Annotated in this window: 30 protein-coding genes, 1 pseudogene and 1 riboswitch; of the genes and pseudogenes, 15 read left to right on the top strand and 16 right to left on the bottom strand. The window is 40.7% G+C overall.

From position 1 onward, the window contains the following. Window positions 1-200: 200 nt before the first annotated feature. Together ACQV1I_RS03405 and ACQV1I_RS03400 are read left to right on the top strand one after the other, a co-directional pair. Window positions 201-1,070 (top strand): arylamine N-acetyltransferase, encoded by an 870-nt coding sequence (locus tag ACQV1I_RS03405; protein ID WP_094701311.1) that lies wholly within the window; start codon window positions 201-203, stop codon window positions 1,068-1,070. A 113-nt stretch (window positions 1,071-1,183) separates the two neighbouring features. Beyond that, window positions 1,184-1,954, top strand: a complete 771-nt coding sequence (locus tag ACQV1I_RS03400; protein WP_116334813.1) for a cyclase family protein — start codon at window positions 1,184-1,186, stop codon at window positions 1,952-1,954. A 243-nt stretch (window positions 1,955-2,197) separates the two neighbouring features. Here ACQV1I_RS03400 and ACQV1I_RS03395 read toward each other — a convergent pair whose 3' ends face one another. The 3 genes from ACQV1I_RS03395 to ACQV1I_RS03385 all read right to left on the bottom strand — a co-directional run bounded on the left by ACQV1I_RS03395 (window position 2,198) and on the right by ACQV1I_RS03385 (window position 4,520). Further along, complete coding sequence (locus ACQV1I_RS03395; RefSeq protein WP_094701309.1) at window positions 2,198-3,073, bottom strand: hypothetical protein; 876 nt, start codon at window positions 3,071-3,073, stop codon at window positions 2,198-2,200. A 109-nt stretch (window positions 3,074-3,182) separates the two neighbouring features. Continuing rightward, window positions 3,183-3,986 (bottom strand): NAD kinase, encoded by an 804-nt coding sequence (locus tag ACQV1I_RS03390; protein ID WP_018672380.1) that lies wholly within the window; start codon window positions 3,984-3,986, stop codon window positions 3,183-3,185. Window positions 3,987-4,106: 120 nt separating this feature from the next. Next, window positions 4,107-4,520: a YugN family protein gene (locus tag ACQV1I_RS03385; protein WP_018672379.1), complete on the bottom strand. Its 414-nt coding sequence runs from the start codon at window positions 4,518-4,520 to the stop codon at window positions 4,107-4,109. A 187-nt stretch (window positions 4,521-4,707) separates the two neighbouring features. Here ACQV1I_RS03385 and ACQV1I_RS03380 point away from each other — a divergent pair, with 187 nt between their 5' ends. Beyond that, window positions 4,708-5,763, top strand: a complete 1,056-nt coding sequence (locus ACQV1I_RS03380) for a glycosyl hydrolase family 18 protein (RefSeq protein WP_094701308.1) — start codon at window positions 4,708-4,710, stop codon at window positions 5,761-5,763. Between the two features lie 83 nt (window positions 5,764-5,846). Here the strand turns inward: ACQV1I_RS03380 and ACQV1I_RS03375 are convergent, their stop codons facing one another. From ACQV1I_RS03375 to ACQV1I_RS03360, 4 genes are all read right to left on the bottom strand, one after another. After that, complete coding sequence (locus ACQV1I_RS03375; RefSeq protein ID WP_104032684.1) at window positions 5,847-6,587, bottom strand: DUF3888 domain-containing protein; 741 nt, start codon at window positions 6,585-6,587, stop codon at window positions 5,847-5,849. A gap of 79 nt (window positions 6,588-6,666) precedes the next feature. Continuing rightward, entirely contained in the window at window positions 6,667-7,791 is a 1,125-nt protein-coding gene (gene thiO, locus ACQV1I_RS03370; protein WP_104032683.1) for a glycine oxidase ThiO, read from the bottom strand. 108 nt (window positions 7,792-7,899) lie between these two features. Further along, window positions 7,900-8,011, bottom strand: a riboswitch (TPP riboswitch). Between the two features lie 10 nt (window positions 8,012-8,021). Beyond that, a complete protein-coding gene (locus ACQV1I_RS03365; protein ID WP_104032682.1) occupies window positions 8,022-8,252 on the bottom strand; it encodes an excisionase family DNA-binding protein in 231 nt (76 codons plus the stop codon). 3 nt (window positions 8,253-8,255) lie between these two features. Next, complete coding sequence (locus ACQV1I_RS03360) at window positions 8,256-9,614, bottom strand: glucose-6-phosphate isomerase (protein ID WP_116334814.1); 1,359 nt, start codon at window positions 9,612-9,614, stop codon at window positions 8,256-8,258. Window positions 9,615-9,860: 246 nt separating this feature from the next. Between ACQV1I_RS03360 and ACQV1I_RS03355 the strand changes: the two genes are divergently transcribed. From ACQV1I_RS03355 to ACQV1I_RS03340, 4 genes are all read left to right on the top strand, one after another. After that, on the top strand, window positions 9,861-11,126 hold the full coding sequence (locus ACQV1I_RS03355; RefSeq protein WP_116335474.1) for an efflux RND transporter periplasmic adaptor subunit: 1,266 nt from the start codon (window positions 9,861-9,863) through the stop codon (window positions 11,124-11,126). Between the two features lie 14 nt (window positions 11,127-11,140). After that, window positions 11,141-11,863, top strand: coding sequence for an ABC transporter ATP-binding protein (locus ACQV1I_RS03350; RefSeq protein WP_438769063.1), 723 nt, complete (start codon window positions 11,141-11,143; stop codon window positions 11,861-11,863). Beyond that, on the top strand, window positions 11,860-13,050 hold the full coding sequence (locus ACQV1I_RS03345; RefSeq protein WP_239210379.1) for an ABC transporter permease: 1,191 nt from the start codon (window positions 11,860-11,862) through the stop codon (window positions 13,048-13,050). The genes ACQV1I_RS03350 and ACQV1I_RS03345 overlap by 4 nt, the downstream gene beginning before the upstream one ends. Window positions 13,051-13,250: 200 nt before the next feature. Next, on the top strand, window positions 13,251-13,679 hold the full coding sequence (locus ACQV1I_RS03340; protein ID WP_116335429.1) for a hypothetical protein: 429 nt from the start codon (window positions 13,251-13,253) through the stop codon (window positions 13,677-13,679). A 54-nt stretch (window positions 13,680-13,733) separates the two neighbouring features. Here ACQV1I_RS03340 and ACQV1I_RS03335 read toward each other — a convergent pair whose 3' ends face one another. Together ACQV1I_RS03335 and ACQV1I_RS03330 are read right to left on the bottom strand one after the other, a co-directional pair. Beyond that, entirely contained in the window at window positions 13,734-13,889 is a 156-nt protein-coding gene (locus ACQV1I_RS03335; protein ID WP_018674355.1) for a hypothetical protein, read from the bottom strand. Next, window positions 13,886-14,164: a YqkE family protein gene (locus ACQV1I_RS03330; protein WP_018674356.1), complete on the bottom strand. Its 279-nt coding sequence runs from the start codon at window positions 14,162-14,164 to the stop codon at window positions 13,886-13,888. Before ACQV1I_RS03330 ends, ACQV1I_RS03335 begins: the two co-directional genes overlap by 4 nt. A gap of 89 nt (window positions 14,165-14,253) precedes the next feature. Here ACQV1I_RS03330 and sspK point away from each other — a divergent pair, with 89 nt between their 5' ends. From sspK to ACQV1I_RS03310, 4 genes are all read left to right on the top strand, one after another. After that, complete coding sequence (sspK, locus tag ACQV1I_RS03325) at window positions 14,254-14,385, top strand: small acid-soluble spore protein K (RefSeq protein ID WP_018674357.1); 132 nt, start codon at window positions 14,254-14,256, stop codon at window positions 14,383-14,385. Between the two features lie 47 nt (window positions 14,386-14,432). After that, window positions 14,433-14,786: a DUF3905 domain-containing protein gene (locus ACQV1I_RS03320; RefSeq protein ID WP_116335430.1), complete on the top strand. Its 354-nt coding sequence runs from the start codon at window positions 14,433-14,435 to the stop codon at window positions 14,784-14,786. Between the two features lie 94 nt (window positions 14,787-14,880). After that, window positions 14,881-15,180, top strand: coding sequence for an iron-sulfur cluster biosynthesis family protein (locus tag ACQV1I_RS03315; RefSeq protein ID WP_104031852.1), 300 nt, complete (start codon window positions 14,881-14,883; stop codon window positions 15,178-15,180). Between the two features lie 66 nt (window positions 15,181-15,246). Next, complete coding sequence (locus ACQV1I_RS03310) at window positions 15,247-16,491, top strand: site-2 protease family protein (RefSeq protein WP_094701578.1); 1,245 nt, start codon at window positions 15,247-15,249, stop codon at window positions 16,489-16,491. An 89-nt stretch (window positions 16,492-16,580) separates the two neighbouring features. On the opposite strand, the gene ACQV1I_RS03305 is transcribed toward ACQV1I_RS03310, so the two are convergent. Beyond that, window positions 16,581-16,811, bottom strand: a complete 231-nt coding sequence (locus ACQV1I_RS03305) for a DUF1450 domain-containing protein (RefSeq protein WP_018674361.1) — start codon at window positions 16,809-16,811, stop codon at window positions 16,581-16,583. Between the two features lie 80 nt (window positions 16,812-16,891). Then, a complete protein-coding gene (locus ACQV1I_RS03300; RefSeq protein WP_116335431.1) occupies window positions 16,892-18,370 on the bottom strand; it encodes a PLP-dependent aminotransferase family protein in 1,479 nt (492 codons plus the stop codon). Window positions 18,371-18,493: 123 nt separating this feature from the next. Here ACQV1I_RS03300 and ACQV1I_RS03295 point away from each other — a divergent pair, with 123 nt between their 5' ends. Continuing rightward, window positions 18,494-19,111, top strand: a complete 618-nt coding sequence (locus ACQV1I_RS03295; RefSeq protein ID WP_094701576.1) for a LysE/ArgO family amino acid transporter — start codon at window positions 18,494-18,496, stop codon at window positions 19,109-19,111. On the opposite strand, the gene ACQV1I_RS03290 is transcribed toward ACQV1I_RS03295, so the two are convergent. The 3 genes from ACQV1I_RS03290 to motA all read right to left on the bottom strand — a co-directional run bounded on the left by ACQV1I_RS03290 (window position 19,108) and on the right by motA (window position 21,103). After that, window positions 19,108-19,281, bottom strand: coding sequence for a hypothetical protein (locus tag ACQV1I_RS03290; protein ID WP_018674364.1), 174 nt, complete (start codon window positions 19,279-19,281; stop codon window positions 19,108-19,110). The genes ACQV1I_RS03295 and ACQV1I_RS03290 overlap by 4 nt on opposite strands. A 237-nt stretch (window positions 19,282-19,518) precedes the next feature. Then, the gene (motB, locus tag ACQV1I_RS03285) at window positions 19,519-20,307 is read right to left on the bottom strand and encodes a flagellar motor protein MotB (RefSeq protein ID WP_438769062.1); all 789 of its coding nucleotides are present in this window, start codon (window positions 20,305-20,307) and stop codon (window positions 19,519-19,521) included. Further along, on the bottom strand, window positions 20,300-21,103 hold the full coding sequence (motA, locus tag ACQV1I_RS03280) for a flagellar motor stator protein MotA (protein ID WP_094701574.1): 804 nt from the start codon (window positions 21,101-21,103) through the stop codon (window positions 20,300-20,302). Before motA ends, motB begins: the two co-directional genes overlap by 8 nt. Window positions 21,104-21,364: 261 nt before the next feature. On the opposite strand from motA, the gene ACQV1I_RS03275 reads away from it, so the two are divergent. Next, window positions 21,365-21,661: a helix-turn-helix domain-containing protein gene (locus ACQV1I_RS03275; RefSeq protein WP_094702890.1), complete on the top strand. Its 297-nt coding sequence runs from the start codon at window positions 21,365-21,367 to the stop codon at window positions 21,659-21,661. Continuing rightward, on the top strand, window positions 21,631-22,524 hold the full coding sequence (locus tag ACQV1I_RS03270; protein WP_116335481.1) for an IS3 family transposase: 894 nt from the start codon (window positions 21,631-21,633) through the stop codon (window positions 22,522-22,524). Before ACQV1I_RS03275 ends, ACQV1I_RS03270 begins: the two co-directional genes overlap by 31 nt. Before the next feature lie 72 nt (window positions 22,525-22,596). Here the strand turns inward: ACQV1I_RS03270 and ACQV1I_RS03265 are convergent, their stop codons facing one another. After that, on the bottom strand, window positions 22,597-24,687 hold the full coding sequence (locus tag ACQV1I_RS03265; protein WP_116335226.1) for an exo-beta-N-acetylmuramidase NamZ domain-containing protein: 2,091 nt from the start codon (window positions 24,685-24,687) through the stop codon (window positions 22,597-22,599). A 473-nt stretch (window positions 24,688-25,160) separates the two neighbouring features. Between ACQV1I_RS03265 and ACQV1I_RS03260 the strand changes: the two are divergent. Next, window positions 25,161-25,631 (top strand): annotated as a pseudogene (locus ACQV1I_RS03260) (VanW family protein). Window positions 25,632-25,669: 38 nt separating this feature from the next. On the opposite strand, the gene ACQV1I_RS03255 reads toward ACQV1I_RS03260, so the two are convergent. Next, complete coding sequence (locus ACQV1I_RS03255; RefSeq protein WP_094701572.1) at window positions 25,670-26,737, bottom strand: HD-GYP domain-containing protein; 1,068 nt, start codon at window positions 26,735-26,737, stop codon at window positions 25,670-25,672. Window positions 26,738-26,851 lie beyond the last annotated feature (114 nt).

The raw sequence follows: 26,851 nt of genomic DNA, 5'->3' as shown, positions 1-26,851 counted from the left end.
TCATTTGTTACAATAAAGTAATAATTTGGATAATGTTCAAACTAGCTCTTTCTAACATAAAATCAGGGAACAAATCACTTCGCAACAAGCTGTCTAGATAAATATCTTGCTCATTTTTATCTAAATATTTACAATTAAAATACTATTTAACACCTAGTAGGAAATACTCTATTTATTTCAAAATGAAGGGGGTAATCGCTATGAAATTACCAACGTGGGCTGAGTCTTATTTGCACAAAATACATCTGAAACAAGAAGAGCCTTCATTCCAATTTCTACAAAAAATCTGTCGTAACCATCTATCGACGATACCTTTTGAAAATATTAGTAAACTGATTTACTATCGAGAATATAGCCGAAACAACTTCTACATTCCCCCACTAGATATTGTCACTCTACACCTGCATACCATGCAATTTGGTGGAACCTGCTACGTGCTTAATTCAACATTACAACAACTCTTATTAGAGCTTGGATTCAAAGCCAAATTACTGCCCGTTGGCAAAACACATATTGGCATTCTGGTTGATCATCCTGATGACCCAGGCATACCTTTATATGTAGATTGTGCCTCAGGTGCTCCCTTTTTTGAACCAGTTGATTTTACACGTAATCCAGATAACTGTAGTGAATACGCTGACATTTCAGTCCATTTAGTTGCAGATACAAAAAATCCGGGACGCTATGTCTACAACCGATACGTTAAAAAGCAATTACTTGAACAAGATTGGACGTTTGATCCAACAGTCACGAAAAATCTAATCTATTTTACTGATACGGTTGCAAAATCATTTGATCTAGATAGAAAATTTATGTCTCTCTTGTTCATTCAATTATTTCAACTAGATCAACACCGGAAGCTAACCATTCACAATAATGAATTTAGTATCGCAGATGAAAGTGGGAAAGAACAGCTTATTTCTCTTTCCAATACGAAAGAGGTAGAAGAGGTCATACAAGAAGAATTCAAGATGCCGAAATTACCTGTAAGAGAAGCTATCGGGGTACTTGCTGGATTAGGAATTGACATCTTTAAAAAGGTAGAAAAGGTAAAAAATAATCTCGTTTAAACATAGTTCACCATGTTGTTATTGTCAATCGAAGGAAAAAACAGTAGGATAATTTTCCACACGCATTTATTTTAGAAGAAACTATCGAATAGCTGTGGCCAGAGGAGGAATTTATGACAAAACCACAATTTATTGATTTAAGCGTTACCCTTAGTCCTAGCATAAAGGAGCCTTTACCAGCAAAAATTGATTACTCTTCCCATGAAGAAGGTGCCATTCAGGGAGCGCAAATACTAGGTCTCAAACCTGAAGACTTTCCGGAGAAAAAAGCCTGGGCAACAGAGACTGTCACCGCAAATACTCATTCGGGAACACATATTGATGCCCCTTGGCATTACTGGCCGACTTCAGAAGGTAAACCCTCCAAAACCATTGATGAGCTACCGCTAGAATGGTTTTTTGCTGACGGTGTTTTGTTTGATTTCAGTGACAAGGAATCAGGCTATGAAATTACGACAAATGACCTGATTCAGAAGCTAAAAGAAATGGATTATCAGCTAAAACCATATGATATTGTTTTAATTCGTTCTGATGCCGATAAAAAAATTACCAATGACAACTATGCCTATATTCATGTTGGCGTATCCGAAGAAGCAACTCGCTGGCTTATCGATCAGGGAATCAAGGTCATGGGTACTGACGGCTGGGGCTGGGACATCCCTTTGAATATTCAAGCAACAAACTACAAACAAAACCCACGGGAAGGACTTCTCTGGGCAGCTCATTACGTTGGTAGAGATAAAGAATACTGCCAAATCGAAAAACTTGCCAACCTAGATAATATCCCTTCACCACATGGCTTCAAAATTAGTTGTTTTCCCATTAAAATCGACAAAGCAAGTGGAGCTTGGACAAGACCTGTAGCCATTATTGAAACACCGTAGATATCACACAAGACCAAAGGATATGAAGATACTCCATCTCATAGAACCTGACTACTATCAACTTCAAGTAGCCTTAGTCCTCATTTCGCTGGACTAAGGTTTATTTATTGCCCATGAAAAATCCCCTTTACGTAAACCATCGTGTTAATCACACTGGTTATGTGAAGGGGATTAGATTTTTATTTGGAAGGTGTTGTTCGACTACACCAGCTACTGCTTTTTTAATTTATTGAGATGCTCTTCTTAGTAAACATTAACTGTAATGTTTACGTTTTTGTTACCGAATTTCACCTTAACAGTTGCTTTACCAGCCTTGCGTGGAATAATTTTTCCATTTTTAACTGTCACGACATCCGTATTAGTGCTTGTCCATGTTGCTTTAGAGGTAACGTCCTCGTTTGATCCTGCTTTGTAGACAGCAGTAGCTTTTATCTCAAAATCATCATCGTCTTTGAACAGGTGTAGCTGCTGCGTCGTAACCACCAATTTATTTATTTGGTCGACTTGTACGCTTACAGTTGCCTTTTTGTTACCAAAGCTTGCTGTTACAGTAGCTGAACCCGCTTCTTTTGGTTTAATTAATCCGTTATCAACAGTAACTGCATTTCCTTTTACCTGCCAGGTTACTTTATCTGTAACATTTTCCTTGGAGGAATCCGTATAAACAGCCGTCACAGAAACCTTTTTTGAATCATTTCGAAGTAAATCCACTTTTTTCGAGCTTACTTCTAATGTTTTTAGCTTTTTAGTTACCGTTACAGTCGTGGTAACTGATTTCCCCATATAGTTGGCTGTAATAACTGCTGTTCCAGCTCCTACAGCCTTTACTCTACCGTTAGTAACAGTTGCTACCGAGCTGTTTGACGTATTCCATGCTGCCTTTGAAGTGACAGAAGTAGGTTTTCCTTCTGTGTATTGTGCACTTAGAGTAAGTGATTTGGTGTTCCCTGCTTCAAGCGCTAAAGTATTGGCTGAAATCTTCAAAGAAGACAGAACTTTTTCAACAGGCTTGGTTGCAGACTTCGTAGCGGCTTCCAAAACGGAAGTAGTCGGCATACCAAAAGCCATACAAATAGCTAAACCCAATCCTAATACTTTATAAAACTTATTCTTTTTCATACGTTCACCCATCCTCTGATTATCTTTGCATCATTAAATTGATATCACTTATAATTATATCGGTAAAGAATGGGAACATGTTAAGACTAAAATCCAATATTTTGAAGTATCAACCATGAATAAAAGCTTTGCGCACGCGATCCCAAAAGGTTAGGCGTTTATATCGAGCGAATTTGACCTTTTGAAGACCCACACGACAGGTGATTGAATCAACATTTTTCCATACGCCTTGCTCTCGATCCATGCCAAGCATAATTTCAGGGTTCATGATAACAAGCTCTACATGATGGTGCTTAGGTAAAACTAGTGCGCTGTTTATCGTCCGATAGGATTGATTATTGATTGAAGCAATTTCTGCTAGTTGGATTGCCTCCAGCGAAGGATGTAATAAAGCACCATCCACCGCTTTATTATAAGCAGTGCTTCCTGAAGGTGATGAAATAATAAGACCGTCTCCACGAAAATGTTCAAATTCTTCTCCGTTAATAAATACGGAGACTACCAAGGAAGAAAGGCTGGCATTGCGAATGACTAGCTCATTTAGTGCCCACTTCTCCAACAGCTGTCCATCCTTGGTGCGGATTTGACAGGAAACGGTTGGATACTCCGCTATTAAAGGGTCTACCTGCTCCAAAGCCTCCGCAAATTCATCCAATTGATCAGGATGCCAGTCCGCATAAAATCCCAAATGCCCCGTATGAATTCCAATATAATGCGGTTCAAATCCATATTGATGAACAGCCTCCAGCATGGTTCCGTCACCTCCAATAGACAAAACCATATCTGGTTTCTCTTGGCTTTTGGAGTCTAGAAACCGATAGGTACGCAAGGTGGAAGTAGCTAGCTTTTCACGCAACCTTATATCCACCTGGCGTGTATGATCATCATTACGTAAAACCGTTGCGATTTTCATTTCGTAAAATCCTTTCTCTTTTGCGATAACCTTGATCTCTTATTCATCATACTATTGCAAGTAGCTATCAGCAAATGAGTTAGTGACTATTTTACAAAAGGTCGAGTATTTCTCTTTTCCTCATTCTCCCGCAAATATCGTCTGCTCTAACCTCCTTAGTAGTTCTTCAGCCTGTGTAATGTATATTGATTCAATATCCGCATCTTTATTAATGGGTTCTTGAAATTGATTAAACATCGAGGAAACGACCGGACCTGCTGCATAATCAATATCATCGTCAGATCCAGTTTGGTAAATATGCTTTAGCACAAATGGTTGTTCAAAACGTAAAACAGCGTGAGGTTGATCCAGCTCTCCGCTCACCACCTGTACCGGTAAACGCAAGAAAACCATCCCTTTATCGTCGAGTTTACGATCCAAAAAACCACTTCTATATTCCCAATTTGACAGAGTAAAGCCCTCTTTCCCCAACGTCTCCATAAGATCTCCGTATATCGCTTGCTTGCCCTCAATTTGACTTGCTATTTGTTTCATCGAAGCTACCCCTTTCCTTTCTTCATTATCCGTTTAGCCTTCTCCAAATGGCTTTGATTTAGTTAACAACCATCATTTACCATCAGTAACTTTAAAAGGAATCGCATGCTCCATGTCGAAAGGGAAGTACAGGTAGAAATCTATCTACATAACATCATGTACCTACTCGGAAAGGAATTTTATTTTTGTGAAACGAATCTTGCTAACACTGTCACTACTTTCAATGACCCTTGCGGGAAGCCAACTAGAAGCAGCTACTGGTTCAAATGTATCATCAAGTACAAAGATAGCAGCTACACCAAAAGTAGTTAGTTATTACGCCGAAAATTATCCAGGTGATCTAGCTGCCTATACATCTCTGCATCATTATCAGGATAAAATATCTGACGTCGCCTTCTTTAACTATAATGCTACCAAAGAGGGCTATTTGGTAGGAACATTACCTAAAACAGCTCTACAGTTAACGAAAGATACAAAAAAAGGTAGCTTTTTAGTCATTACTAATCATGGGACAAAGTTATTTGATAAGGAAATAGCCCATTCTATCCTGACCAACAAGGACTATAAAGCACGTTTTATACAGCAAGTCCTCACCACCGTGCAGCAAAATCAATTGTCAGGTGCTAATCTTGACTTTGAAAATGTTCCGGCTGGGGATCGTCAAGCTTACTCCATGCTCGTTGGGAGCTTAGCAGACCAGCTTCACGCGATCAAAAAACAATTAATTGTCTCTGTACCAGCCAAAACAAACGACGACCCTGCTATATTCTGGGTATATGGCTTTGATTTAAAAGCACTGGGTGCCAAAGCTGACTATCTTCAACTAATGACTTATGATGAGCATGGTACCTGGTCGGAAGAAGGCCCCGTTGCCTCCTACAATTGGGTGGAAGATGTCATACGCTATAGTGTCTCTCAAGTTCCTTCCAATAAGCTTTTAATGGGTATCCCAAGCTATGGCTACGAGTGGAGTACAGAGAAAAAAAGGGCTGTCAGCTTTCGCAATATACCTGCCATCATAAAGGAAAGTCAAGCTGTTCCGGTTTGGCATGATACATATAAATCACCCTATTTGCACTATATGAAAAACGGTGTATGGCACACACTTTGGTATGAGAATGAATACAGTATCGCCGCCAAACGTAGTTTAGCTGTAAAGTACAAGCTGGCTGGCTTTGCTGTTTGGCGCCTTGGATATGAGAATGATCCTTTTTGGACGGCACTGTTTCCTAAGAAGTCATAAAGATAGCTGATTTTCCAATCATAATAGCCGCCAGTATTTTGCTGACGGCTTTTTTCCTATTTATATACTACATGTCAGGATGGTTACGAAATTCCCTTACTAGGTACATGTTTCATCTTATCTAATTTCCAGGTTCCTAACTCTTTAAGCAGGAAATAGACAATCTGCCCTCCATCCGGTCGTTTATACAAGATATAGCCGTCCCGTTTACCAAGAAAGGTTATAGGTAGAAGATAAAATTGCTTTTGAATAGCCTCTTTTTGTGAAAGTAACTCCTGATTAAATAAGAGCAAGGTATTATCAGGATCATTGCGATATCGATGGGCAATTTGGTAATATCCGATTTGCTGATAGCCAGTTAATTTGATTTGAAAGTAATCCTCAAACTCTTTTTGTACTTGTTGCTCCTCCACTTTGCGCTTTGCCTCCCACTCGTCTCCTTGGTGAGAGTACCCGGTCAATTGTACTCCGTTTGGATGTACCGCAAGCTTAATCGTTTCGATTGCAAAAGGCGGTGAATGATTTCCCTCATAGGTCTTCACCTGAAAAACAGCTTCGTAGGAGTGAGGCTGATTCGTTAGGCGAGACACACCTACCACTCTAACTGAGGATAAATCATACGCGCGTGGATAACCATAATAGTGAGTTATTGCTTTGATTACATGGGGATTCATCGTTAAAATAAGAGCTCCTTGTATCGGTTCATAAGGTACAGGAGATGATAGTTGAGCCCATGCGTAATCAGAAGAGGTAGACACAGTAAACAGAAGCACAGCAAAAGCAACTATCGCCATCTGATTCCATCTATTTTTCCATTGCTTCATCTGCGATCATCTCCTTTTCTGTTAACCTTCCTCAAACTCCCATGCTTTATGAAAAGGGTGAGCACCTTCTACTCATTCTTTACTCGTATGAAACAAGACGAAACCGATCAGGCAAGAAAGCACTCATATGCTCTGTTTCATCTGAACTGACATACTCTGCTATCAGCTTCGCTGTAAGGGGTGCTAGAAGAATTCCATTCCGGTAATGTCCGCAAGCTAGCGTCAGTCCAGTCCAGTCTGGTACAGGACCTAGAATGGGACATCCGTCAGCCGTAGCAGGTCGTAATCCAGCCCAGGCTTGTAAAAACGGGGCTTCTGAAATGGCTGGTACAATCGACATTGCACCTTTTAATACTGTCGATACACCATAAACAGTTGAAGAACGATCAAATCCAGCCAAATCTTCTGTAGCTCCAACAATAATACGTCTATCCTGTTTAGGCACTAGATACCCGTTTTTTCCAAAAACCACATGGGAAAGAGGCAAATGAATCGAATCAACTGCTGCGATCTGTCCTCTCACTGGATAAACAGGAACATCTACTCCCACCTGATGTAAAATATCAGCAGTCCACGCACCAGATGCTACAATGACGTGATCCGCTTCCATCTCTCCTTTATCTGTGACGACACCAGTTATTTTCTTTCCAGCATGTTTTAATCCGATTACAGTAGTATTTTGTAATAAATGAACATTTCGTTTTTCGGCCTGTATTACTAAAGCTTTCAATAATAAACGGTTATTAATATCAGCTTCGTGTGGAGAATAAATGGCTTGCCGTACCATTTTTGATAGATGTGGTTCTCGTTCCTGTACTTCTTCAGTGGACAACAATTGGATATCATAACCTTCTGACTTTTGCCACTGGTAGCGCTCTTGTAACCATTCCTCTTCCATATCGGTCATGGCTACTGTCAAAATTCCTGCTGTAGATAGCTGGCAGTCAATGCCCGTAGCTTCCTTTAATTCTAGCACCCAATTCTCGTACATCTGTAGGGAACGAATTCCCATGTCAAGAAGCGGGCCCGGCTTCGTAAATTCTTTTAAAGGGGCAAGCATCCCGGCTGCTGCAACAGAAGCCTCTCCTCCGAACATCCCCTGTTCAATGAGAGTAACAGCCATGCCTACGTTAGCAAGTTCAGTGGCAATCGACAAACCAATTATCCCTCCGCCAATCACAATGAGATCTGGACACCTTTTCATTGTTCTTCACCCTTTCTCTTGTCTACTGAGTGGGGAATCGATTGGCTCTTTACACAAAGAAATGAAAAAAACCACTTCTCCGCGTAGGAAAAGTGGGTAAGTTACCAACACCAAATCTAACCACTTCCCTTCGCCAGCATGACCTGGATCAGGTAAAAAGGGTCAACAGACGCGCTCTGTCCTCTCAGCCCTGCAAGTTAGGACTCCCCCAGTAGATCAATGTGAAATTATTAATCTTCGTCTTTGTAATCATAGCTTTCAGGAATTGGCTCGAACTTCTCCGCCTCTTCAAAAGCCTTCAATCTCTCTAGCTCTTCCATATGGTAGGTAAACTGCTCTTTATTAATAAAGTAGTCCTCACCATTATGGACTGCACGGATACGTTTCTCTGCTATTTTTTCCCGTATAAACCATTCAGGCATTTCCAGATAAGCAGCTGTTTCCTTTACACTTAAATACATGGTTTACTGTCCTTTTAAGCGGGCCTCCAGCTCAGCTTTCTGCTTTTCAAAACCTGGCTTACCAAGTAGCGCGAACATGTTCGCTTTATAAGCCTCTACGCCAGGCTGATCAAATGGATTCACACCTAACAGATAACCGCTGATGCCGCATGCTTTTTCAAAGAAATAAAGAAGCTCACCAATATGATACGCTGATAGCTCAGGCAATTCAACTACTAGATTGGGAACGCCCCCATCCATATGCGCTAAGATCGTACCTTCCATCGCTTTTTTATTAACAAAGTCCATGCCTTTTCCACTAAGGAAGTTCAAACCATCTAAATTAGCCGCATCCTGCATGATTTCAACGTCAGTAGCTGGCTGGGCAACTGAAAGCACCGTTTCAAACAAGTTACGGGAACCATCCTGAATAAACTGTCCCATGGAATGTAGGTCAGCAGAGAAGTCAGCAGCAGCCGGGAAAATACCACGACCATCCTTACCTTCAGATTCTCCAAACAACTGCTTCCACCATTCATTGAAATAATGGAATTGAGGCTCATAGCTTACTAACATTTCAATTTGCTTCCCTTTTCGCAATAAGCAATTACGGATAGCAGCATACTGATAGCATTCATTTTCTCCAATTGCTGGATTCATGTAGCGCTGACGAGCCGCCTGTGCTCCACTCATTAAAGCATCGATATCTGCACCAGATACAGCGATAGGCAACAAACCTACTGCGGTTAAAACAGAGAAGCGTCCACCCACGTTATCTGGAATAACGAAGCTTTCATATCCTTCTTCGGTCGCTACTTGTTTCAAAGCCCCGCGCGCTTTATCTGTTGTTGCATAAATACGTTTACGCGCTTCTTCTTTACCATACTTTTTCTCCATGAACTCACGGAAAATACGGAAAGCAATAGCTGGCTCTGTAGTCGTTCCCGATTTAGAAATAACGTTGACCGAGACCTCTTTGCCTTCGATAACCTGCATAAGGTGAGTCAAATAGACAGGGCTAATATTATTACCCACGAAATAAATCTCAGGTGTTTTACGTTGTTCTTTTGTTAAAGAGTTATAGAACGTATGTCCCAGTACATCTATTACTGCTTTAGCCCCCAGATAAGAGCCTCCGATACCAATTACCAGCAATACATCGGAATCAGCCTTGATTTTTTCTGCCGCAGCTTTAATACGTGCGTATTCTTCTTTATCGTATGTATCCGGTAGGTCTACCCAGCCTAGATAGTCGCTACCAGCACCAGTACCCTCATGTAATTGTTCATGCGCTAGCTTTATAGCTACTTCTAAATGCTTCATTTCGTGTTCGGAAACGAATGGCAATGCTTTGTCATAACTAAAACGGATCGCTTTTGTCACGATAATACCCCCTGAATCGTAAGTTGCACAGCTAATAATAAACTGATGTTTATTATTGTACGCGATATCCTCTCTATTCTATCATGCAGAATTTAACGGAATCACGTCAATTTAAAAATCAGTCTTTTCTTAAAATTATTATATTTTTGTTATTCCTTAATTTTTTCAGAAATAACGTAAATTTTTGTAACCATTTAGAAGTTGATGCGTAAATCCATTGTAAAGAAATTTTTTGAGGAGGCTATTATGAAGAAACGTTGGTGGGGTGTTATTGCAGCTGGAGTAGTAGTCGTCGGCGCCTATGGTTATTTGAAAATGACCGCTGTCGACGCAACGGGCCTTCCTGTTTCCGTCACTCCTGTTGTAAAAGGAAGCATTGAAAACAAAGTAATGGCATCAGGAATGGTTAAAGCGAAGCAAGAGGTTACGCTCTTTTCCCCAAATAATGGGACCTTGCTCCAATTTAACGTTCAAGAGGGTGACAATGTTACGGCAAATCAAGTTATTGCTAGTATAGATGTGACCGATCTATCAAGCGAAATCGCTTCTATTAATGCGCAAATCGCTTCGCAGCAGGCTGAACTAAATCGTGTAAAATCGGGCAAAGAGCCTGAAACGATTGCCCAACAAGAAGAACGCGTTCGTCAAGAGAGGGAAAAGGTTGCATCTGCACAGAAGGAATACAACCGTACCAAACAACTGGTCGAGGCTGGTGCTTCTCCAGCAACTGAATTGGACAAGGCTAAGGACTCTTTATCACAAGCGCAATCATCTCTTACAATGTCCCAAAGTGAACTAGCCCTAAATAAAAAAGGTCCAAAAAGCACAGATCTTGCTTCTGTTCAAGCACAAATTAATCAGCTAAACGTAAAAAAAGCAGAGCTAACGAAGCAAAGCTCTCAATCCACAGTGGTAGCTCCATTCACAGGTACCATTTTGAAAGTGGATGCTAAGAATGGTCAAGCCGTTACGAAGGGTACAGAAATGATTACGATGGGTGACCTATCAAAATTACAAGTAGTCGCAGATATTAACGAATCAGATGTAAAAGATATTCAAGTAGGGCAAAAAGCACTCGTAAGTGGTACTTCTATGGGCAAAGAAAAAGCAGAAGCTACCGTAACTCGTATTTCGCCACTGGCAACGAAGATTCAAAAAGGCGAAACGACAGGAAAAACAAAAGTAAATGTAACATTGGAATTAGATCAAGCCATTTCTGTGCTAAAACCTGGCTTTAATGTAGATGTGGATATTATGATCACCAATAAAAACAACATTCTTGTTGTCCCTTTCCAAGCCGTTGTGAATGATCCAAGCGGTTCATTTGTATGGGTAGTAGAAGACGGCATGGCAAAAAAACGTCCAGTAAAAACAGGTACAGAAAGCGACTTGAATGTAGAAATTACGAACGGTCTACGTGAAGGAGACAGCGTCATTAGCAGTCCTTCTGCTGATTTGATGGAAGGCATGCCGGTAATGGCAATGGAAGCAGGCGTACCTGGAGCCGTATAAAAGGAGGGTGACAGATGTTAACCGTTACTGATATTCGTAAAACCTTTATGAACGGTGATTCTGAACTTCCCATCCTAAAAGGAGTTAATTTTACCGTTACCAAAGGGGAATTCGTCGCGATCATGGGGCCCTCTGGTTCTGGTAAATCCACCTTTATGAACATGCTGGGTTGCCTGGATCGTCCCTCTTCCGGTTCTTATGTACTGGACGGAGTAGAGGTCACTACGTTAAACGAAAATCAACAAGCTGATCTTCGAAACCAAAAAATTGGGTTTGTCTTTCAGGCATTTAATCTATTACCACGTATTTCTGCGGTTCGCAATGTAGAATTACCTATGCTCTATGCAGGCATTTCTGCTAGTGAACGTAAAAAGCGTGCAGAAGAAGCTCTGATTAGTGTAGGTCTAAGAGAGCGGATGGATCACAAGCCGCCACAGATGTCTGGTGGTCAAAAGCAACGTGTAGCTATCGCACGCTCTCTCGTTAATCGACCCGCTATTTTACTAGCCGATGAGCCGACTGGAAACCTGGATAGCCGTTCTACAACAGAGGTTATGGCTATTTTTCAAAAATTACACGCTCAGGGAGTTACCATTATTCTTGTTACGCATGAATTGGATACAGCCCAACACGCAGAACGTATCGTTGTCTTTAAAGATGGTGTCATCATTAAGGATGAAAAAGTGAAAGAACGACTCTTCGCTGTCGCAGATGGAAACGAGGTGTTCACTACATGAACCTCATAGAGAGCTTTCGTATTGCCATTGATGGTATTTGGTCCAATAAATTACGTTCTATTTTAACCATGTTAGGTATTATTATCGGCATCGCTTCCGTCATTGCCATTATGACGATGGGTAAGGGCGGAAAAGAAATGATGACAAGTCAGTTCGGGAATGTAGCTGATGCAAAGTTTACTGCGATGGTAAGCTGGGAGAGCGAGGAGCCTGCCAAAGATGATGATTTGACCATCGATGATGCCATTACGTTGGAAAGAATTAATCCTTACATTAAAAATGTCATGGCTCAAATCTATGGTGGTGGAACCATCAAGGATAAGAAAAAAGATATCAGTGCCCAAGTATTTGGTACAACAGGTAACTTTTTAGAAGTAAATACGAGCTATAAGATTGATAAAGGTCGCTTCTACACCAGAGACGACGATAAAGAGCAACGTGATGTAGTTGTATTAGACAAAGGGTTAGCTGATAAATTGTTTCCTCAGGGAAATGCTGTAGGAAATCGTATTTACATGTCAGATGCCTCCTTTGTTGTTATTGGAATCCTCAAAAATGATATGCAGGGCTTTATGGGCGGTGGCATGCAGGATATCGTGTACATGCCTGCAAGAACCTATCTCAATCATAATGAGAAAGCTACCGTCAACATGTTCCATATCCAAGCAAAGTCAAATGCTACGATTCAATCGGCGATGGACTTTACCAAACAATATCTAAATCGCGTACATAAGCATAACGATCATTATATGGTAAAAAACAGCGCCGATGATCTAAAAGAAATCACGAAGATGCTTGACATGCTTACGATGGTCTTCTCTGTTATCGCCGGAATTTCTCTATTAGTTGGTGGTATCGGGGTGATGAACATCATGCTAGTCTCTGTGACAGAGCGTACGCGTGAAATAGGGATTCGGAAAGCATTAGGTGCTAAAAAACGGGATATCTTGACCCAATTTTTGATCGAATCCATTATTGTCTGCTTAATTGGTGGTGGTGTAGGGGTAGGTCTTGGTCTTGGACTAGCTTCTATTATTATCTCATTTGCAGGCATGCCTCCTGTTACATCTTGGGAAAGTATTCTTATCGCATTTGGCTTCTCTAGTGCAATCGGGATTTTCTTTGGAATCTACCCTGCAAACAAAGCCGCCAAGCTTGATCCAATTGAAGCATTGCGTTACGAATAATCGGAAGAGATATTACGAAAATAAAATACTCGACAGGCTGATACCCTTGGGTTTCAGCCTGTTTCTTTAAATAATTGACAGATTATTTTGATTTTTATAAAACCCCTTTACAAATTGGATAAATTAACTAAAATGAAAGGTGTATAATATTTATACTGACCAGTCAAACTAAAAAGAGAGAAATGAAAAGAGGGACTAACATGAAAAAAGCTATGTTGACTCTAGGAGTAGCTGCTGTAGGATCTTTACTGATGGTAAGCTCTGCATTTGCTGCAGAAGCAAATTATTTGTTCCAAGTACCTGCTAACCCAGCTCAGACTGTAGCTGATCCAGCAGTGGACAAATCTATCGAAAAGTATTTTCCAGCAATGATGCCAACTACTCAGCAACAAAGCAATGCAACAGATTCAAGCTTCAGTAAGTTTTTCCCGGCTATGTTACCTGTAGCACCTCAAGCCGATCAGCCAGCAGCAGATACCATTCAAAAGTTCTTTCCAGCAATGATGCCAACACTAGAAGTAGCTCCAGCATCTGATGATGCTACCATTAAAAAATTCTATCCAAATGTACTTCCAGTAACGACACAAGAAGCACCAACACAAAAACCAAGCCATATCATTTTTGGCTAATATAAATGAAAAAGGGCCCGCGAATATGCGGACCTTTTTCTTTACAAATAGGTACTATTTATTGTTGTCTTCTTCTCGAATTTTTCGAGCATTTAGTCTATCCACAATAGAGCGTCCTCGCTCACGTATCGATTCTTCCCGCACCTTTAGGGGGTTTTTTTTCATCATCCCATTTTTAGAGGTGTCCGGTCGTCGGTCTTCTGGTTTCAAGAGTACTTGCTACCTCCTTTTTTCTCGTAATCCTCTAAAAGCTCACCAAAGCTTTTATTTTTCTCTCGCTCTTCTAATTCTTTGCGGCGTTGTTCCGCTTCTTCACGTGCTTGTCTTTCTTTTCCTTCCTTCAATTCCTTTTCCATTTGCTTTAACTTACTTAAAGCATTTTCGCCCAAAAGCTCCTTTAAGCTATTTCCAGATTTATCCGAAGCCAAATCGTCTTGTGCTGGCTTCGTATGATTTTGTGTGCGATTCCCACGTTTTTTTGCCATAGTAAATACCAACCTTTCCAACTATATCTCTCATTTATTGTACCACTTTAGGTCATACTACAAGCGAGAAAATCATTGGAGGGATTCATATGGTGCGTAACAAATCTAAAGACTTTGGAAAAACCGCAGACACACGAGGCCCAAAATCACAATCCGAAGCGGTGCGCTCTGATGGGTCTATTAACGCCGAGCCTCAAGAACGCCTAAAAGAAAATCGCTAACCCTTAGTTCTCGCACACATTACGTGGTCATAAAAGGGGGGTTATCTATGAAAAGCAAGCCTCCAGCTGATAGGAATCCACTTGCTGTTGATCAAACGATGCCACATCAAATCAATGCACCTGATTTTAAGCAGGCTCGCATTAGCATGCAGGCTCCCTTTGTTAATCAATACGGAATTACTATTGGCGACAGCGCCTATGATTCTGCCGATTCCCCTATAAACAATTGGTCTCGTGATGTGGACCCTGCTATCATGGCAGGTCCTGAATGGGTACATCCGACCAATGACATAGGCTGGAATACCAGCGAAAATCGTGAGCTGTTGGAAAAACAACAGCTTCGTAAGAAAAAAGGCATGTTTACCCATTTGGATAAAGACGTAAGCTATCACACCGATTAGATAAATGCCAGCATCTCCTCCAACAAAGGAAAGATGCTGGTTTTTTATGCTACAATAATAAAAGCAACCGGAATGACAGAAAGGAACGATACCAATGCAACTTCAATTAATAATAACGCCTGAATTTTCTAAGGCGTATCAAAAATATGCTGGGTTTATCCCCGGTGAAACCATTCGTCTGTATGTAAGAACCTCGGGACCAGGTACTGGAGGTTTGTTTTATGCTGTAGAAAAGGATCAATTTCAATCCGATGATGCTCTCTATGAAGTAGCTGGTTTGCGCTTTGTGATTCGTCCTAGTGATTTCTGGTATTTTGATGGCGGTACTTTATCGTATGATGAACAGCTAGGAGAATACGGTTTTATGTTCACAAATCCGGGTTTGCAACCTTAGGAAACCATTCGGCGTGTTAAATCGTATAAGTAAAGAAACCACGTATTTCCAGGAGGAATTAAAATCATGTCCGCCAAATCCAAAAATGCAAATCGCTCCATTTTAGTAGCGATTGGGCTATTTTTACTGACAAAGTTTAAGTTTATTTTTCTCTTTTTGAAAGGATTTAAATTCACAGGAACCATTATCAGCATGGGATTTGCTCTTTATTTTTATGCTCTTGTCTTTGGATGGAAATTTGGAGTAGCTCTTATTTATTTGATTTTTATTCATGAACTAGGACATGTAATTGCCGCGCGAATCAAGGGAATTAATACGGGTTTGCCAATGTTTATTCCTTTTGTTGGAGCTTTTATTAATTTAAAAGAAATGCCGCGCGATGCAAAAACAGAAGCGTTTCTAGCATATGGTGGTCCATTCGCTGGGTTACTCTCCTTTTTACCTGCTATCCCACTATACATCTATACAGAAGACCCATTCTGGGCACTAGTAATTCATTTGGGGGCGATTATTAATCTATTTAATTTACTTCCGGTTTCCCCACTTGATGGAGGCCGTATCGTAGGGGTTTTATCCCCTAATATTTGGTTTTTAGGTTTACTTGCTTTAGGTGCCTTTCTATTCATTTCGCCAAGCCCTATGATCGTGCTTATTTTCATCTTTGGTATGTTTTCTTGGTGGTCTCATCTTACCAGCGATTACAGACATAAACAGCTCCAATATGAACGTGATAAATGGGAGCAGCTCCATCAGGAAATTTCGCGTTGGATCAATCAACCTCCCACATCGCAGGAAAGATATGATCTGCAACGTGTATACATGCAAGCTCAACAAGCTCAACCAAAAAAACCCTTTACTTTTCCTTTGTTTCAGGAGGAGAAAAAACTTGCTTACAAAAAACTCCTACTTGATCGCGAATTCATCCTAAAACGCTGGGAGTTATTGGTTGCTCATGAGCAAGAGCAATATCGGAATGCATGGAATCAATATGCTGACACTACCGCATCGACCACAGAGGCCCAAGTCTCTCCTCAACATACCCTAAGCTCTGAGGATCACATTCACTCGACAGAGCAGGATACCTATCAGTCTGAGCAGGGAATCTTACGACAAACGATCTCCACTGCTGAAACGAAGCTGGCTGACATGAATACAGAACTGGAGCGCCATGCTGGTTACTATGAAACAAACGCTGCTACACGTTGGAAAGTGCTACTTGCTTATCTAGTGTTGGCTGGACTGCTAGCTGCTTTTTACTTCTATTCCGATCAAATGTTATTAGAATTAAGACAGGTAATGAAAGCAGCGTAAATCGATAGAAAAAAAGACAAAATCACCGCTTGTTCGTAAGCAGAGATTTTGTCTTTTTGTTTGGAGAATGACCGAGTAAAGCAATCGGTCTATTGTTTCTTTTTAATGTGCGGTTGCATTTTTTTGACTAGTTCTTCTTCATTATTCCCAATAAACCAACGTCCATTTGCATAAATAAAAGCTCGCTTTAAGCAATGACCGCACATATTTTGACAGCCGATTTCCACCTTCGCATCTGGAACCATCTCTTTTAATCGTTCCGCGAATTCTTCGGCGTTGTATCCTTTACACTCATCACAGATGCGTAGATCATTTGACATTCTACATGTTCCTTTCTACAGACGAAAGCCCAGTGTATCAGTAATCACTATAGCTGTTTTTTGCAATTGTCGCAACATCCTCATGGACATTCCACCAAGTTCCTGACTATTTGTGCCAGCTGCTTCATGCCGAATTCCATTTGTTCGTAACTGGCATACGAGTAAGAGAGCCGTAAATGAGTATCATCCAGTGGATCATATAGATTGCCTGGGTTTAAGATGATGGATTGCTGTTGGGCTTTTTTAAACAAGGAGCGCAAAGATATCTTGTCATTTAAAAATCTGAGCCAAACGTAAAAACCCCCTGCTGGAATAGACCAAGTAGCCAGATCTCTAAAATATTGTTCGAGCAAGTCCAGCATAAAATCCCTTCTCGCTCGCAGTTGCTCTCTAACATAAAGTAAATGCTGTTCGTACAAGCCACTTGCCAACCACTCGTACACAGTCCATTGGGAGAGAGAGCTAGCTCCATAATCCGTCTGCATCTTTAAATCAGCCAGACGATCTATCACTGTTTCTGGTGCCACCAACCATCCAATGCGCAGACCTGGGCTAATCGTTTTAGACATACTGCCTACATACAGTACGGTCCCTTTTTGATCTAGCGCTTTTATCGGTAAAGGTGGCTCTTCCTCCAACCACAACTCCGAATAAACATCGTCTTCTATTAAAGCGATGCGCTCTTTCTGGCACAGTTCCAACAATTGTTTTCTACCATTCTCGCTCATCACCTTACCAGTTGGGTTTTGAAAAGTAGGAATGGTGTACAACATGCGAGCCGTCTGTTGCTGGATAGCTGCTAGTAAAGCTCGCTGGGATATTCCTTCCGCATTAAGCTCAATCCCCTTCATCCGGATACCCGTAGAGGGAAGTAGATTTAATGAATATAAGTACGAGGGTTTTTCCATCAGCATGGTTGCTCCAGGATGCATCAGGCCTAAAGAAATTAACTGTAGCCCCTGTAAAGCCCCTGAGACGATCAAAATACATGAGGGAGATACATCTATCCCCTTTTTCGCCAAATGCCTACTGACCTCCCTGCGGAGCTTGTACAGCCCTTTGGATTCTTCATAGCCAAGAGAAGGGGTTTTTTCAGCAACCTGAGCTAGTACCTGTTTCATTTTGGCATGAGGATATAGATCACTAGATGGCTCCCCCGTTCCTAGACGTATCATGTTAGGTACGAATTCTAATCGATTAATCTCCTGAATGGTAGGAAGATTAGGATGAAACATGCCAGCATTCACATAACTAGGCCAATGAAGGGTAGTGAATGGATCTGGCTGTTGCACGACTATAGTGCCACTACCACTTTTACCTTGGATTAAGCCCTCCGCAGTCAATTCCTGAACCGCAGCAACCACAGTACTACGATTCACTTCAAAGGCAAGAGCTAGCGTACGCTCCGGCGGAATTTTATAACCGATCGGCCATTCACCAACACTAATTTTTTCACGTATATAAGAAGCAATTTGACGATAAAGAGGGACCGGATCGTCACGTTTTGGTCTCCACTCTCCCAAGCCTATTAACATGCTTGGCTTCCTTTTTTTCTTCACATAGTTCCTCCCTGCGTTCAAGTAAAATCTAAACTTGGTTGGGTTACTAACCAACCAATTGGATGCAGACATTAGAAATTCCTCTAGGTAAGATACAAATAAAGAAAAAAAGAGGTGATAACTATGGCACTCGCTTGGCTACATGGTATGGTGCTAGCATTTGGATTAATCTTGCCCTTAGGCGTACAAAACATTTTTATTTTTAATCAAGGGGCCGCTCATAAGCAGTTTACTCGAGCCCTGCCTTCGATTATTACAGCCAGTATTTGCGATACGGTTCTGACCTTACTTGCAGTTCTTGGAGTATCCATGCTATTGTGGAAAATTGTATGGTTAAAAACGGCTTTAGTAGTAGTGGGAGCTTGCTTCTTGCTATACTTGGGGTATATGACTTGGAGATCAATGACCAACGTGGCGAACGTGACAACCCATGCTTCGTTTACTTGGCGAAAGCAGGTCATGTTCGCCGCATCTGTCTCACTTTTAAATCCGCATGCCATTATGGATACCATTGGTGTAATTGGAACTAGTTCTACAGCCTATACTGGTAATGAGAAAGTGGCCTTCACGGTGGCATGTATTCTTATTTCGTGGATTTGGTTCTTATCTCTAGCGTGGGCAGGTAAGATAGTAGGCAAAGTAGATAACACTGGTCGAATCATGCTTGTTATTAATAAAATGGCAGCTATCCTTATCTGGTTGGCCGCCGCCTATCTCATTTACTCCGGTCTTTCTCTCTAGTGCAACACAGCAAATAGAAGAAAGATCAATAGTTGCAACGAGCTTATTAAATAAAATAGAAACAAGGCTTCTTTTGCAAATGTACTCTTCTTATCATGGCGTATCTGGTAGAGATGATGAACCATCCCAATTATGAATAGAATGAGTAGCAACCACCAAATACTGTTCATAACTCCTCCCCTATCAGTTAGACCATTTTCATTACATCGTTGAATGGTAAACTCTTCATGTTTTATAGAATAGCAGAAGATTGCTATCCGTATTCATAAAATTCCATAAAAGGTTATTCAAAAAGGTTTAGGGAAGTAAGCTTTTTACCCGCCTAGTCATGTATCACATATGACCAAACAAAAAAAGGCCGTCATGAAACGGCCTTTGTTTACCATACTCAAATTTCTTGTATGAGCTTATTTTGTTGTTTCACTACTTTTCTCGAAATTACGCAGAATCGCCACTTCTACACGACGGTTCGTTGCGCGACCATCATTCGTATTATTGGAGGCTACTGGCTGGAATTCACCAAATGCACGTGTGCTAAACTTACTTGGATCTAGCTTTTTGTTTTCCAATAGGATGGTCATAAAATTCATAGCACGCGCAGAACTGAGATGCCAGTTAGATTCGAATCGACTGCTTCTGATCGGTACATTATCTGTGTGACCAGACACTGTTACTCGTCTTCCATCTGGTTCCAGCAGCTTAGAAATCTCAAACGCCAAATTCCTTGCTTCCGGTTTCACCTTTGCACTACCTGATGCAAAAAGGGCATTGTCCATAATCGTAATTAATAATCCTTCATCGGTTACCTTCGTATGCAATTTGCCTGTAAGATTATTCGCTTTCAAATAACCATCCAACTGTTTTTTTAGTTGGTCAAGCTTCTCGGTTTCCTGCAGATATTTCATTTGTTGTTCATACTGATTCTTGTCAACAATCTGCTCATTCCCTCCAGGCTTCATGAGGGATTGCTCTTCTGAATCGATTGGCTCAACCGGTGAAGGGAAATCTAGTACACTGGCTCCACCATTTAGAGCTACGTTAAACGATGCAGCCATTTGGCTAAACTTCTTAGCATCTACGGAGCTAGCCGCAAACAGTACGATAAAGAGGGCTAATAGCAAGGTTAGCAAATCCGAATAAGGAATGAGCCATGTTTCATCAATATGCTCTTCATGCTTCTTTTTGCGTTTAGCCATTAATGCCGACTCCCTCCTCGCTAGATCCCTCTTTCACTGCTTGGCGTTCAACAACTGGGATGTATACCATTAGTTTTTGCTCGATAGCAGTTGGAGAAACCCCCGCCTGAATGGATAGTAATCCTTCAATCATGATTCGTCTTACTTCAACTTCTCGTTGTGATTTACGTTTTAATTTGTTAGCAAAGGGATGCCAAATAACGTAACCTGTGAAAATACCTAGCAAGGTTGCTACAAAGGCAGCCGCGATAGAGTGTCCCAATGCCTCTACGTCAGCAAGATTTCCCAAAGCCGCGATCAAACCAATAACCGCACCTAGAACCCCTAGCGTTGGAGCATATGTACCTGCTTGGGTAAAGATCAGCGCACCACTATGATGTCGCTCCTCCATAGCACTGATTTCTTCATCAAGTACATCGCGAACAAATTCAGGCTCTCCACCATCAATAATCATCTTCATTCCATTACGTAAAAACGGATCCTGAATCTCATCAGCTGTATTTTCCAAAGCTAGCAATCCTTCACGTCTGGCAATACCTGCCCACGTCATGAATTGGCTTATCAGTTCACGCTTATCAGGCTCCTGTTGATTTGTAAAAAGGACCTTCATGATTTTGGGAATCCTTTTTATCTCTACCATAGGAAAGCCTACAAAAATAGTAGCAACCGTTCCAGCAATAATTATTAGAAAAGCAGCCGGGTTAACTAGAGCACTAATACTGGCTCCCTTTAAGACCATCCCAACAAAGACAGCCACAAACCCAAGAATAATTCCTATTACAGAAGACTTATCCATCAAGACACTCCCTATTCCCCGAAAATAATATCCCTATTTCTTATTTCGGTAATCAAGCCAGTAAGTATGAGTATAACTTGTTAGATAACCACATTTTTCCGTTATAAAATAAATTCATGTTCACGTTTCAGCCGTTTTCCCTCTTTTTTCAAATAAAAAAAACCCCAGAGATGTTTCATCATCATCTGAAGTGCACCCCTTAAAGTAGACATTGGAAAAAGCCCCAAGGTTATCCGATGACTTTAGGGGGTGTATTTTTTTATGGCGGTTAAAGGACAAAAATTTAAAAGTTATCCAGAATCATTGAAAATGGAAGCTATTCGTTTACACATTGAGGAAAAGTGGACGTATAAACAAATTGTAGAGCATTTGGAAATTCAGGACAAAGATCGCTTAAAAAAGTGGATGAGAAAGTACAGACAACAGGGTGAGTTTGGACTTCTAGATCGACGCGGACGTCGTCAGGCCTATATTGATCAGGATAGGTATGTCCAAAAACTGAAGCGCGAGAATGAAATCCTAAAAAAGTGTTTGGAAATCTGGATGCGGGGGGTGTAAGGAAGAAGTATCGAATTGTGGAGAGTTTGTCTACAATATATCCAATTACTGAGGTTTGTAAGGTGTTAGGAGTTTCGAGAAGTGGCTATTACAAGTACCTCTCTACTAGAAACTTGTATAGGGATAAATCGATGAAAAAACGGATCAGAACGATCTATGAACAAAGAAAAGGAATATATGGATATCGCCGAATTCAGGCCGAACTGTTACGCCAATTTGGTTGTAGGGTTAATCATAAGAAAGTATTACGCATCATGCAAAATCTGGGACTCAAAGCCATCATTCGCCGTAAACGTGCCTATATGACTGCCCATCAAGCAAAGGTATCGGATGGACGTGTTGCAGATAATTTACTCAAACGTGATTTTACCGCTCAAGAGCCTAATCAAAAATGGGTAACTGACGTTACCCAATATCGCATCGGTGAAGAACGTATCTACCTTTCTGCAATCAAAGATTTATGTACGCATGAGATTATCGCTTATCATATCAGTACTCGAAATGACAATGCGCTTGTTCTAGAGACTTTTAGGAAAGCATTTGAAATGCAAAAAGACGTGACTGGTTTGATCGTTCACAGCGACCAAGGTTCCCAGTACACGTCCCATGCATACCACGACATGCTGCCTACGGTTGGCGCCCAAATCAGCATGTCCCGACGGGGCAATTGCCTAGACAATGCCTCGATAGAAAGCTTCTTTTCTCATTTGAAAACCGAAGCCCTATATCCCTATGATATACGAGATCTTCAAGATGCTCAAAGGAGAATTGAAAATTACATTTATTTTTACAACGAAGAACGTCTTCAACTGAAGTTAAATAAACTGACGCCTAGTGAATTTAGGCGTCAGTTAGCGGCCTAACGGCCGGGGTTTTTCTTACTGTCTACAAAACGGGGGCTTGACCAATCCATCCTGGGGTTTTTAGGATTTTTTTTATTTTAAGAATTGCACTGTCTTACTTGTTGGTTGCAAAGCCTCGAAAGTAAATCCTTGCTTCTGCAAATCTGCAATTACCTGTGGTAGGGCTTTCAATGTACTCTCTTTTGCCTTGGTATCATGCATAAGGATAACAACCTCATGTTTGTTTGCACTGCCGTTCTTCACATTTCTGATGACTTCCTGAGGGGAATAGCTATTCGATCTGGCATCACCTGAACTAACATTCCAATCAAAATAGGAATACCCCTGATTTTTAGCTTCTTTCACAATATCATTCATAACCCATTTGTTGGCTCCATAGATAGTGGTGTCTTGCGCTTTCTTACTAACACCATTATTACTACCGCCAGGGAAACGAATCATGCTTGGTTTTTCACCTGTAATTTTTTGAATTTCTACTTCAGCTTGCTTTAAATCAGTAAAGAATGCCTGCGGATTTTTATAAATTTTATTGTAGTCATGGGAATACGTATGGTTACCAATGGTATGTCCTTCCGCTATCATTCTCTGCAAAATCGCTTCATTCCCTTTAACATTGCGTCCTAAAACAAAGAATGTCGCCTTAATATTGTGTTGCTTCAAAACATCCAGAATTTGGACAGTAACATTTGACGGCCCATCATCAAAGGTAAGATGTGCTACCTTTTGAGCAGATACCGGTTTCGTTGTTGTCGTGTCTGGTTTTTGTTCTGGTGTCTTTGTATCTGGTTTTGACTCTGTGCCTGGTACTGGTGTTGTTACATCAGGTTTCGTGGTCGGTTTTGTCACCGGTTTCGTTGTACTTGTTTCTGGTTTTGACTCTGGTTTTGATTCCGGTTTCGTTGTATCTGGCTTTGGTTCTACCGTCACCCTTTTTCCTGAATCCACAATTGCTCCCATATATTCCTTGCCAATATCTTCGTAAATTAAATAAGGCAAGCGTTCCATTTTAAAGGAATTGACTAATGGAGCATACAATGCTTCGAGTTCTTCCGGAGATGCCTTGCGGGCTAACGCTTTTCGAAGATCAGTACCTCCTATTACTTTGTCAAATTGATCCGTATCTGGCGATTTATCTTGCTTTTTCATAACAGATGAAGTTAGTTGGTTTGCATATGCCAAGACATACATCCCTGTGCGTGCCGGATTAAAAGAATGGTAATCGATAATTTGCAAACGAACACCACCAGCAATCCCTTTCGTCTCAGGAACAAACACAACCCCCGGTAAATCTGCATCGTTTAGCATCTTAGCCAGCTGATCGGCATGAATACCTTCTGCGCCTACCCATTTAAAGTTATCACTATGCTGCAATCCTACTCCCTCTCCAAGCCCCGTTGCTAGATAGCCAAAGACAGAGGCTAGGCTAGGAACCTGTGGAGAGCTTTTCACCCACTTAAGACCCGTATCCTGAAAAATCATTCCTCTTGCGTAGTAATCCATAGGGATAATGGTAAGATGGACACCAATTTTTTTATTAAAAAATTGTGCCAGTTCTCCTATCGTCATTCCGTGTGCCATTGGTAGCTCGTCCATACCAACGTTACTGAGGTAAGGAGTCTTCAGTACTGGACCATCCACAATTTTTCCTCCTAATGGATTAGGACGATCCAGAACAATTAGTGGTTTTTTATTTTCCCGAGCCGCTTCCATCACATCATGCAAAGTGGATATAGATGTGTAGCTTCTCGCTCCTATGTCTTGCAAGTCAAACACCAGGACATCAACATTTTTTAACATATTGGCGGTTGGCTTTCTAGTTTTACCATATAAACTGTAGACAGGAATATTCCAATCTTTATGTATATAAGATTCCACATAGGCATCAGCCCGAGCCTGCCCATCTATTCCATGCTCTGGTCCATATAAAGCCGCCAAGGTGGCATTATGGTATTTGGCCAGAACGTCTATGATGCTTTGTCCCTGACTATTCATTCCTGTTTGGTTGGTAATCAACCCGATCCTTTTCCCATCAATGAGATGATGATACTTCGTTATTAATACATCATCGCCTAGCCTGATACTTGGTGGATTCGCATAGGAATTTCGATCTGAGACGAACATCAGCATAATCAGACACGTGAGAAAAAGTATACCTTTGCGCATAATTTATAAATTCCTTCCTACGAAATAATTGCGAAATATATAAATAAACTTCTATATAAATGAGACTCTTTTTTTAACAAATAGTTTCATCCAGTGTGAAAAAATAAGTCGATTGCTGTAAAACTTGGGTAAAACGTATTATTTTGCTGATATATTCAATTAAAAACTAGTAACAAACGACTGATTTTGACATCATATTTCAGTCGTTTCTGCTAGTTACAGCCCAACGAAGCAGCACATGATCATTAAGACAATAATCGCAAATCTTTCATAACGTTCTGCTAACATTAAGAACACTCCTTTTTTGGAATAAACCAGTTTTTTTAGGTACCGACAACAGTGTTTCCCTTGGTAAAATATATGAAAGCAATGGCAATGTTGCTATTATTTTGGGCAGTTGCCACAAAGTCACCTCTTCTTTAATCATTTTTTGTATAATTTTCCTATAATTACTTCCAATGGAAGATGGCTGTATGCAACAAAACCCTTTCTTACGTCCTAAAGTTCGGAGCAGTTTACGTATTTGGCTTGGCACAGCCTATTACCGTTTCAGACGATATTTTGAATGGGAACGTCGATATGTGGCTTCAACACAATAAAATTCATAACCTACGTTTGGCCGTTCATTCTTTAGATGGCATCATTATTCAACCCGGAGAGACTTTTTCTTACTGGAGATTATTTAAAAACCCAACAAAGAGACGAGGCTATGTTGAAGGGATGCAACTTTTTTATGGTCAAATAAAGCGGAGAGATCTCATGAAATACAGCCAGCTTATTGGGGAGAATATATAAGGCATAATGAGCTTTATCGTCGTGTCTACACGCTGAATGGCACACTTATTGACGATCTTTTTGTCGTCAGCAATCATGCGTTGATGATGTATGAGCCTCTATTTCCTCCAGCAAAAAACCCGACTCCTGAAGAAGCAGACGGGTCTTAGTTAGGTTTAGGATTTTCCGATAAATAGAAGTTTCACACCTACAAAATCATTTTTTGTAAATGTAGATCTCGTCTGTTTCTCAAATCTAAATATTCTGTTCCTTTTCGCACTAATGGTCGCATAGGCTCGTCTGCATAAATGAGGACAATTTCTACTTCGTCACCATTACTAAGCAAAGCACGACTTCCGATATACATTGAAATAATCGACTGCATGAAGCTGGAGACAATTCTTGGATTTAGTTTTCCTTCACATGCATCGTTCCATAATAATTGGGCTGCTTCAAACGGTGATGTACGTTCTTTATAAATTCGATCAGAACAAATCGCATCAAACATATCAGCGACCGCTACGATCTGACAGGATAATGGTATTTCATCACCTTTACGTTTCTCAGGATATCCGCTACCATCCATACGCTCATGATGAAGTAAAGCAATCTGAGCAAAAACTTCAGGAAACTCTCCTGATTTCTTGAAAAGGTCATATCCGTGAACCGTGTGTAACTTCATGATTTCAAACTCTTCCTCTGTCAGTCGATCTGGCTTCATTACGATTTCTGCGGGAACCAGCATTTTACCAATATCATGTAATAAACCGGCAACCCCCATCATTTGTACTTGTTCTTGGGGCATGCCCATTAAATTAGAAATAATAGCCGATAAAATGCCGACATTAATGGAATGTCGATATGTGTAATTTTCTGACCCTTCCAGTAAATACAACGAGCGAAATAAATCCCTTTGGCTTATTACTTGATCACGCAATGTTTCATATAATTGCTCAAATTCATTGATGGGCGGCATGTACTGGTGTGTAACTGAGGTATATAAGTTCTTTAAGGTTTGTGTGGCATCCATATAAGTTTCAACCAAGTGCTTATTAGCGGAAATCTGCTGGAATTGCTTGCGTAGGTAACGATCATCTTCTTGATTATGGGGAATCTCTTTTACGTTAACCGATTGAAAGCCGTTTCCTTTTAATTTAGCGATTTCTTTGGAGGTTAGCACTGTGCCTTTTGATAAAAGAAGCACACCATATGCGTTATAAATATCCTCCGCCAGCACTCTCCCCTCCAGACTAAAATCCATATGTACCTGAACCAACGCCCTTTCCCCCCCTTTTTTGTATCCTCTTTACAAATATCGGCAAAATATAGTAACTAGTGAAATATTTTTCTAATAAGTAGAATAATAAAAATAACAAAAAGCTGGACTCTT

Source organism: Brevibacillus sp. JB24b, assembly GCF_051713385.1.
Classification (GTDB): domain Bacteria; phylum Bacillota; class Bacilli; order Brevibacillales; family Brevibacillaceae; genus Brevibacillus_B; species Brevibacillus_B laterosporus.
Note: the sequence above shows the minus strand (reverse complement) of the source record. Positions and strands in the feature narration are given on the sequence as shown.

Coding starts and splice junctions, on each gene's coding strand:
- ACQV1I_RS03340 (WP_116335429.1), top strand. CDS start 13,251: ATGAAAAAAGCTATGTTGACTCTAGGAGTAGCTGCTGTAGGATCTTTA.
- ACQV1I_RS03290 (WP_018674364.1), bottom strand. CDS start 19,281: ATGAACAGTATTTGGTGGTTGCTACTCATTCTATTCATAATTGGGATG.
- sspK (WP_018674357.1), top strand. CDS start 14,254: ATGGTGCGTAACAAATCTAAAGACTTTGGAAAAACCGCAGACACACGA.
- thiO (WP_104032683.1), bottom strand. CDS start 7,791: ATGAAAAGGTGTCCAGATCTCATTGTGATTGGCGGAGGGATAATTGGT.
- ACQV1I_RS03395 (WP_094701309.1), bottom strand. CDS start 3,073: ATGAAAAAGAATAAGTTTTATAAAGTATTAGGATTGGGTTTAGCTATT.
- ACQV1I_RS03275 (WP_094702890.1), top strand. CDS start 21,365: ATGGCGGTTAAAGGACAAAAATTTAAAAGTTATCCAGAATCATTGAAA.
- motA (WP_094701574.1), bottom strand. CDS start 21,103: ATGGATAAGTCTTCTGTAATAGGAATTATTCTTGGGTTTGTGGCTGTC.
- ACQV1I_RS03390 (WP_018672380.1), bottom strand. CDS start 3,986: ATGAAAATCGCAACGGTTTTACGTAATGATGATCATACACGCCAGGTG.
- ACQV1I_RS03350 (WP_438769063.1), top strand. CDS start 11,141: ATGTTAACCGTTACTGATATTCGTAAAACCTTTATGAACGGTGATTCT.
- ACQV1I_RS03355 (WP_116335474.1), top strand. CDS start 9,861: ATGAAGAAACGTTGGTGGGGTGTTATTGCAGCTGGAGTAGTAGTCGTC.
- ACQV1I_RS03345 (WP_239210379.1), top strand. CDS start 11,860: ATGAACCTCATAGAGAGCTTTCGTATTGCCATTGATGGTATTTGGTCC.
- ACQV1I_RS03315 (WP_104031852.1), top strand. CDS start 14,881: ATGCAACTTCAATTAATAATAACGCCTGAATTTTCTAAGGCGTATCAA.
- motB (WP_438769062.1), bottom strand. CDS start 20,307: ATGGCTAAACGCAAAAAGAAGCATGAAGAGCATATTGATGAAACATGG.
- ACQV1I_RS03330 (WP_018674356.1), bottom strand. CDS start 14,164: ATGGCAAAAAAACGTGGGAATCGCACACAAAATCATACGAAGCCAGCA.
- ACQV1I_RS03405 (WP_094701311.1), top strand. CDS start 201: ATGAAATTACCAACGTGGGCTGAGTCTTATTTGCACAAAATACATCTG.
- ACQV1I_RS03305 (WP_018674361.1), bottom strand. CDS start 16,811: ATGTCAAATGATCTACGCATCTGTGATGAGTGTAAAGGATACAACGCC.
- ACQV1I_RS03385 (WP_018672379.1), bottom strand. CDS start 4,520: ATGAAACAAATAGCAAGTCAAATTGAGGGCAAGCAAGCGATATACGGA.
- ACQV1I_RS03265 (WP_116335226.1), bottom strand. CDS start 24,687: ATGCGCAAAGGTATACTTTTTCTCACGTGTCTGATTATGCTGATGTTC.
- ACQV1I_RS03295 (WP_094701576.1), top strand. CDS start 18,494: ATGGCACTCGCTTGGCTACATGGTATGGTGCTAGCATTTGGATTAATC.
- ACQV1I_RS03400 (WP_116334813.1), top strand. CDS start 1,184: ATGACAAAACCACAATTTATTGATTTAAGCGTTACCCTTAGTCCTAGC.
- ACQV1I_RS03375 (WP_104032684.1), bottom strand. CDS start 6,587: ATGAAGCAATGGAAAAATAGATGGAATCAGATGGCGATAGTTGCTTTT.
- ACQV1I_RS03310 (WP_094701578.1), top strand. CDS start 15,247: ATGTCCGCCAAATCCAAAAATGCAAATCGCTCCATTTTAGTAGCGATT.
- ACQV1I_RS03365 (WP_104032682.1), bottom strand. CDS start 8,252: ATGTATTTAAGTGTAAAGGAAACAGCTGCTTATCTGGAAATGCCTGAA.
- ACQV1I_RS03320 (WP_116335430.1), top strand. CDS start 14,433: ATGAAAAGCAAGCCTCCAGCTGATAGGAATCCACTTGCTGTTGATCAA.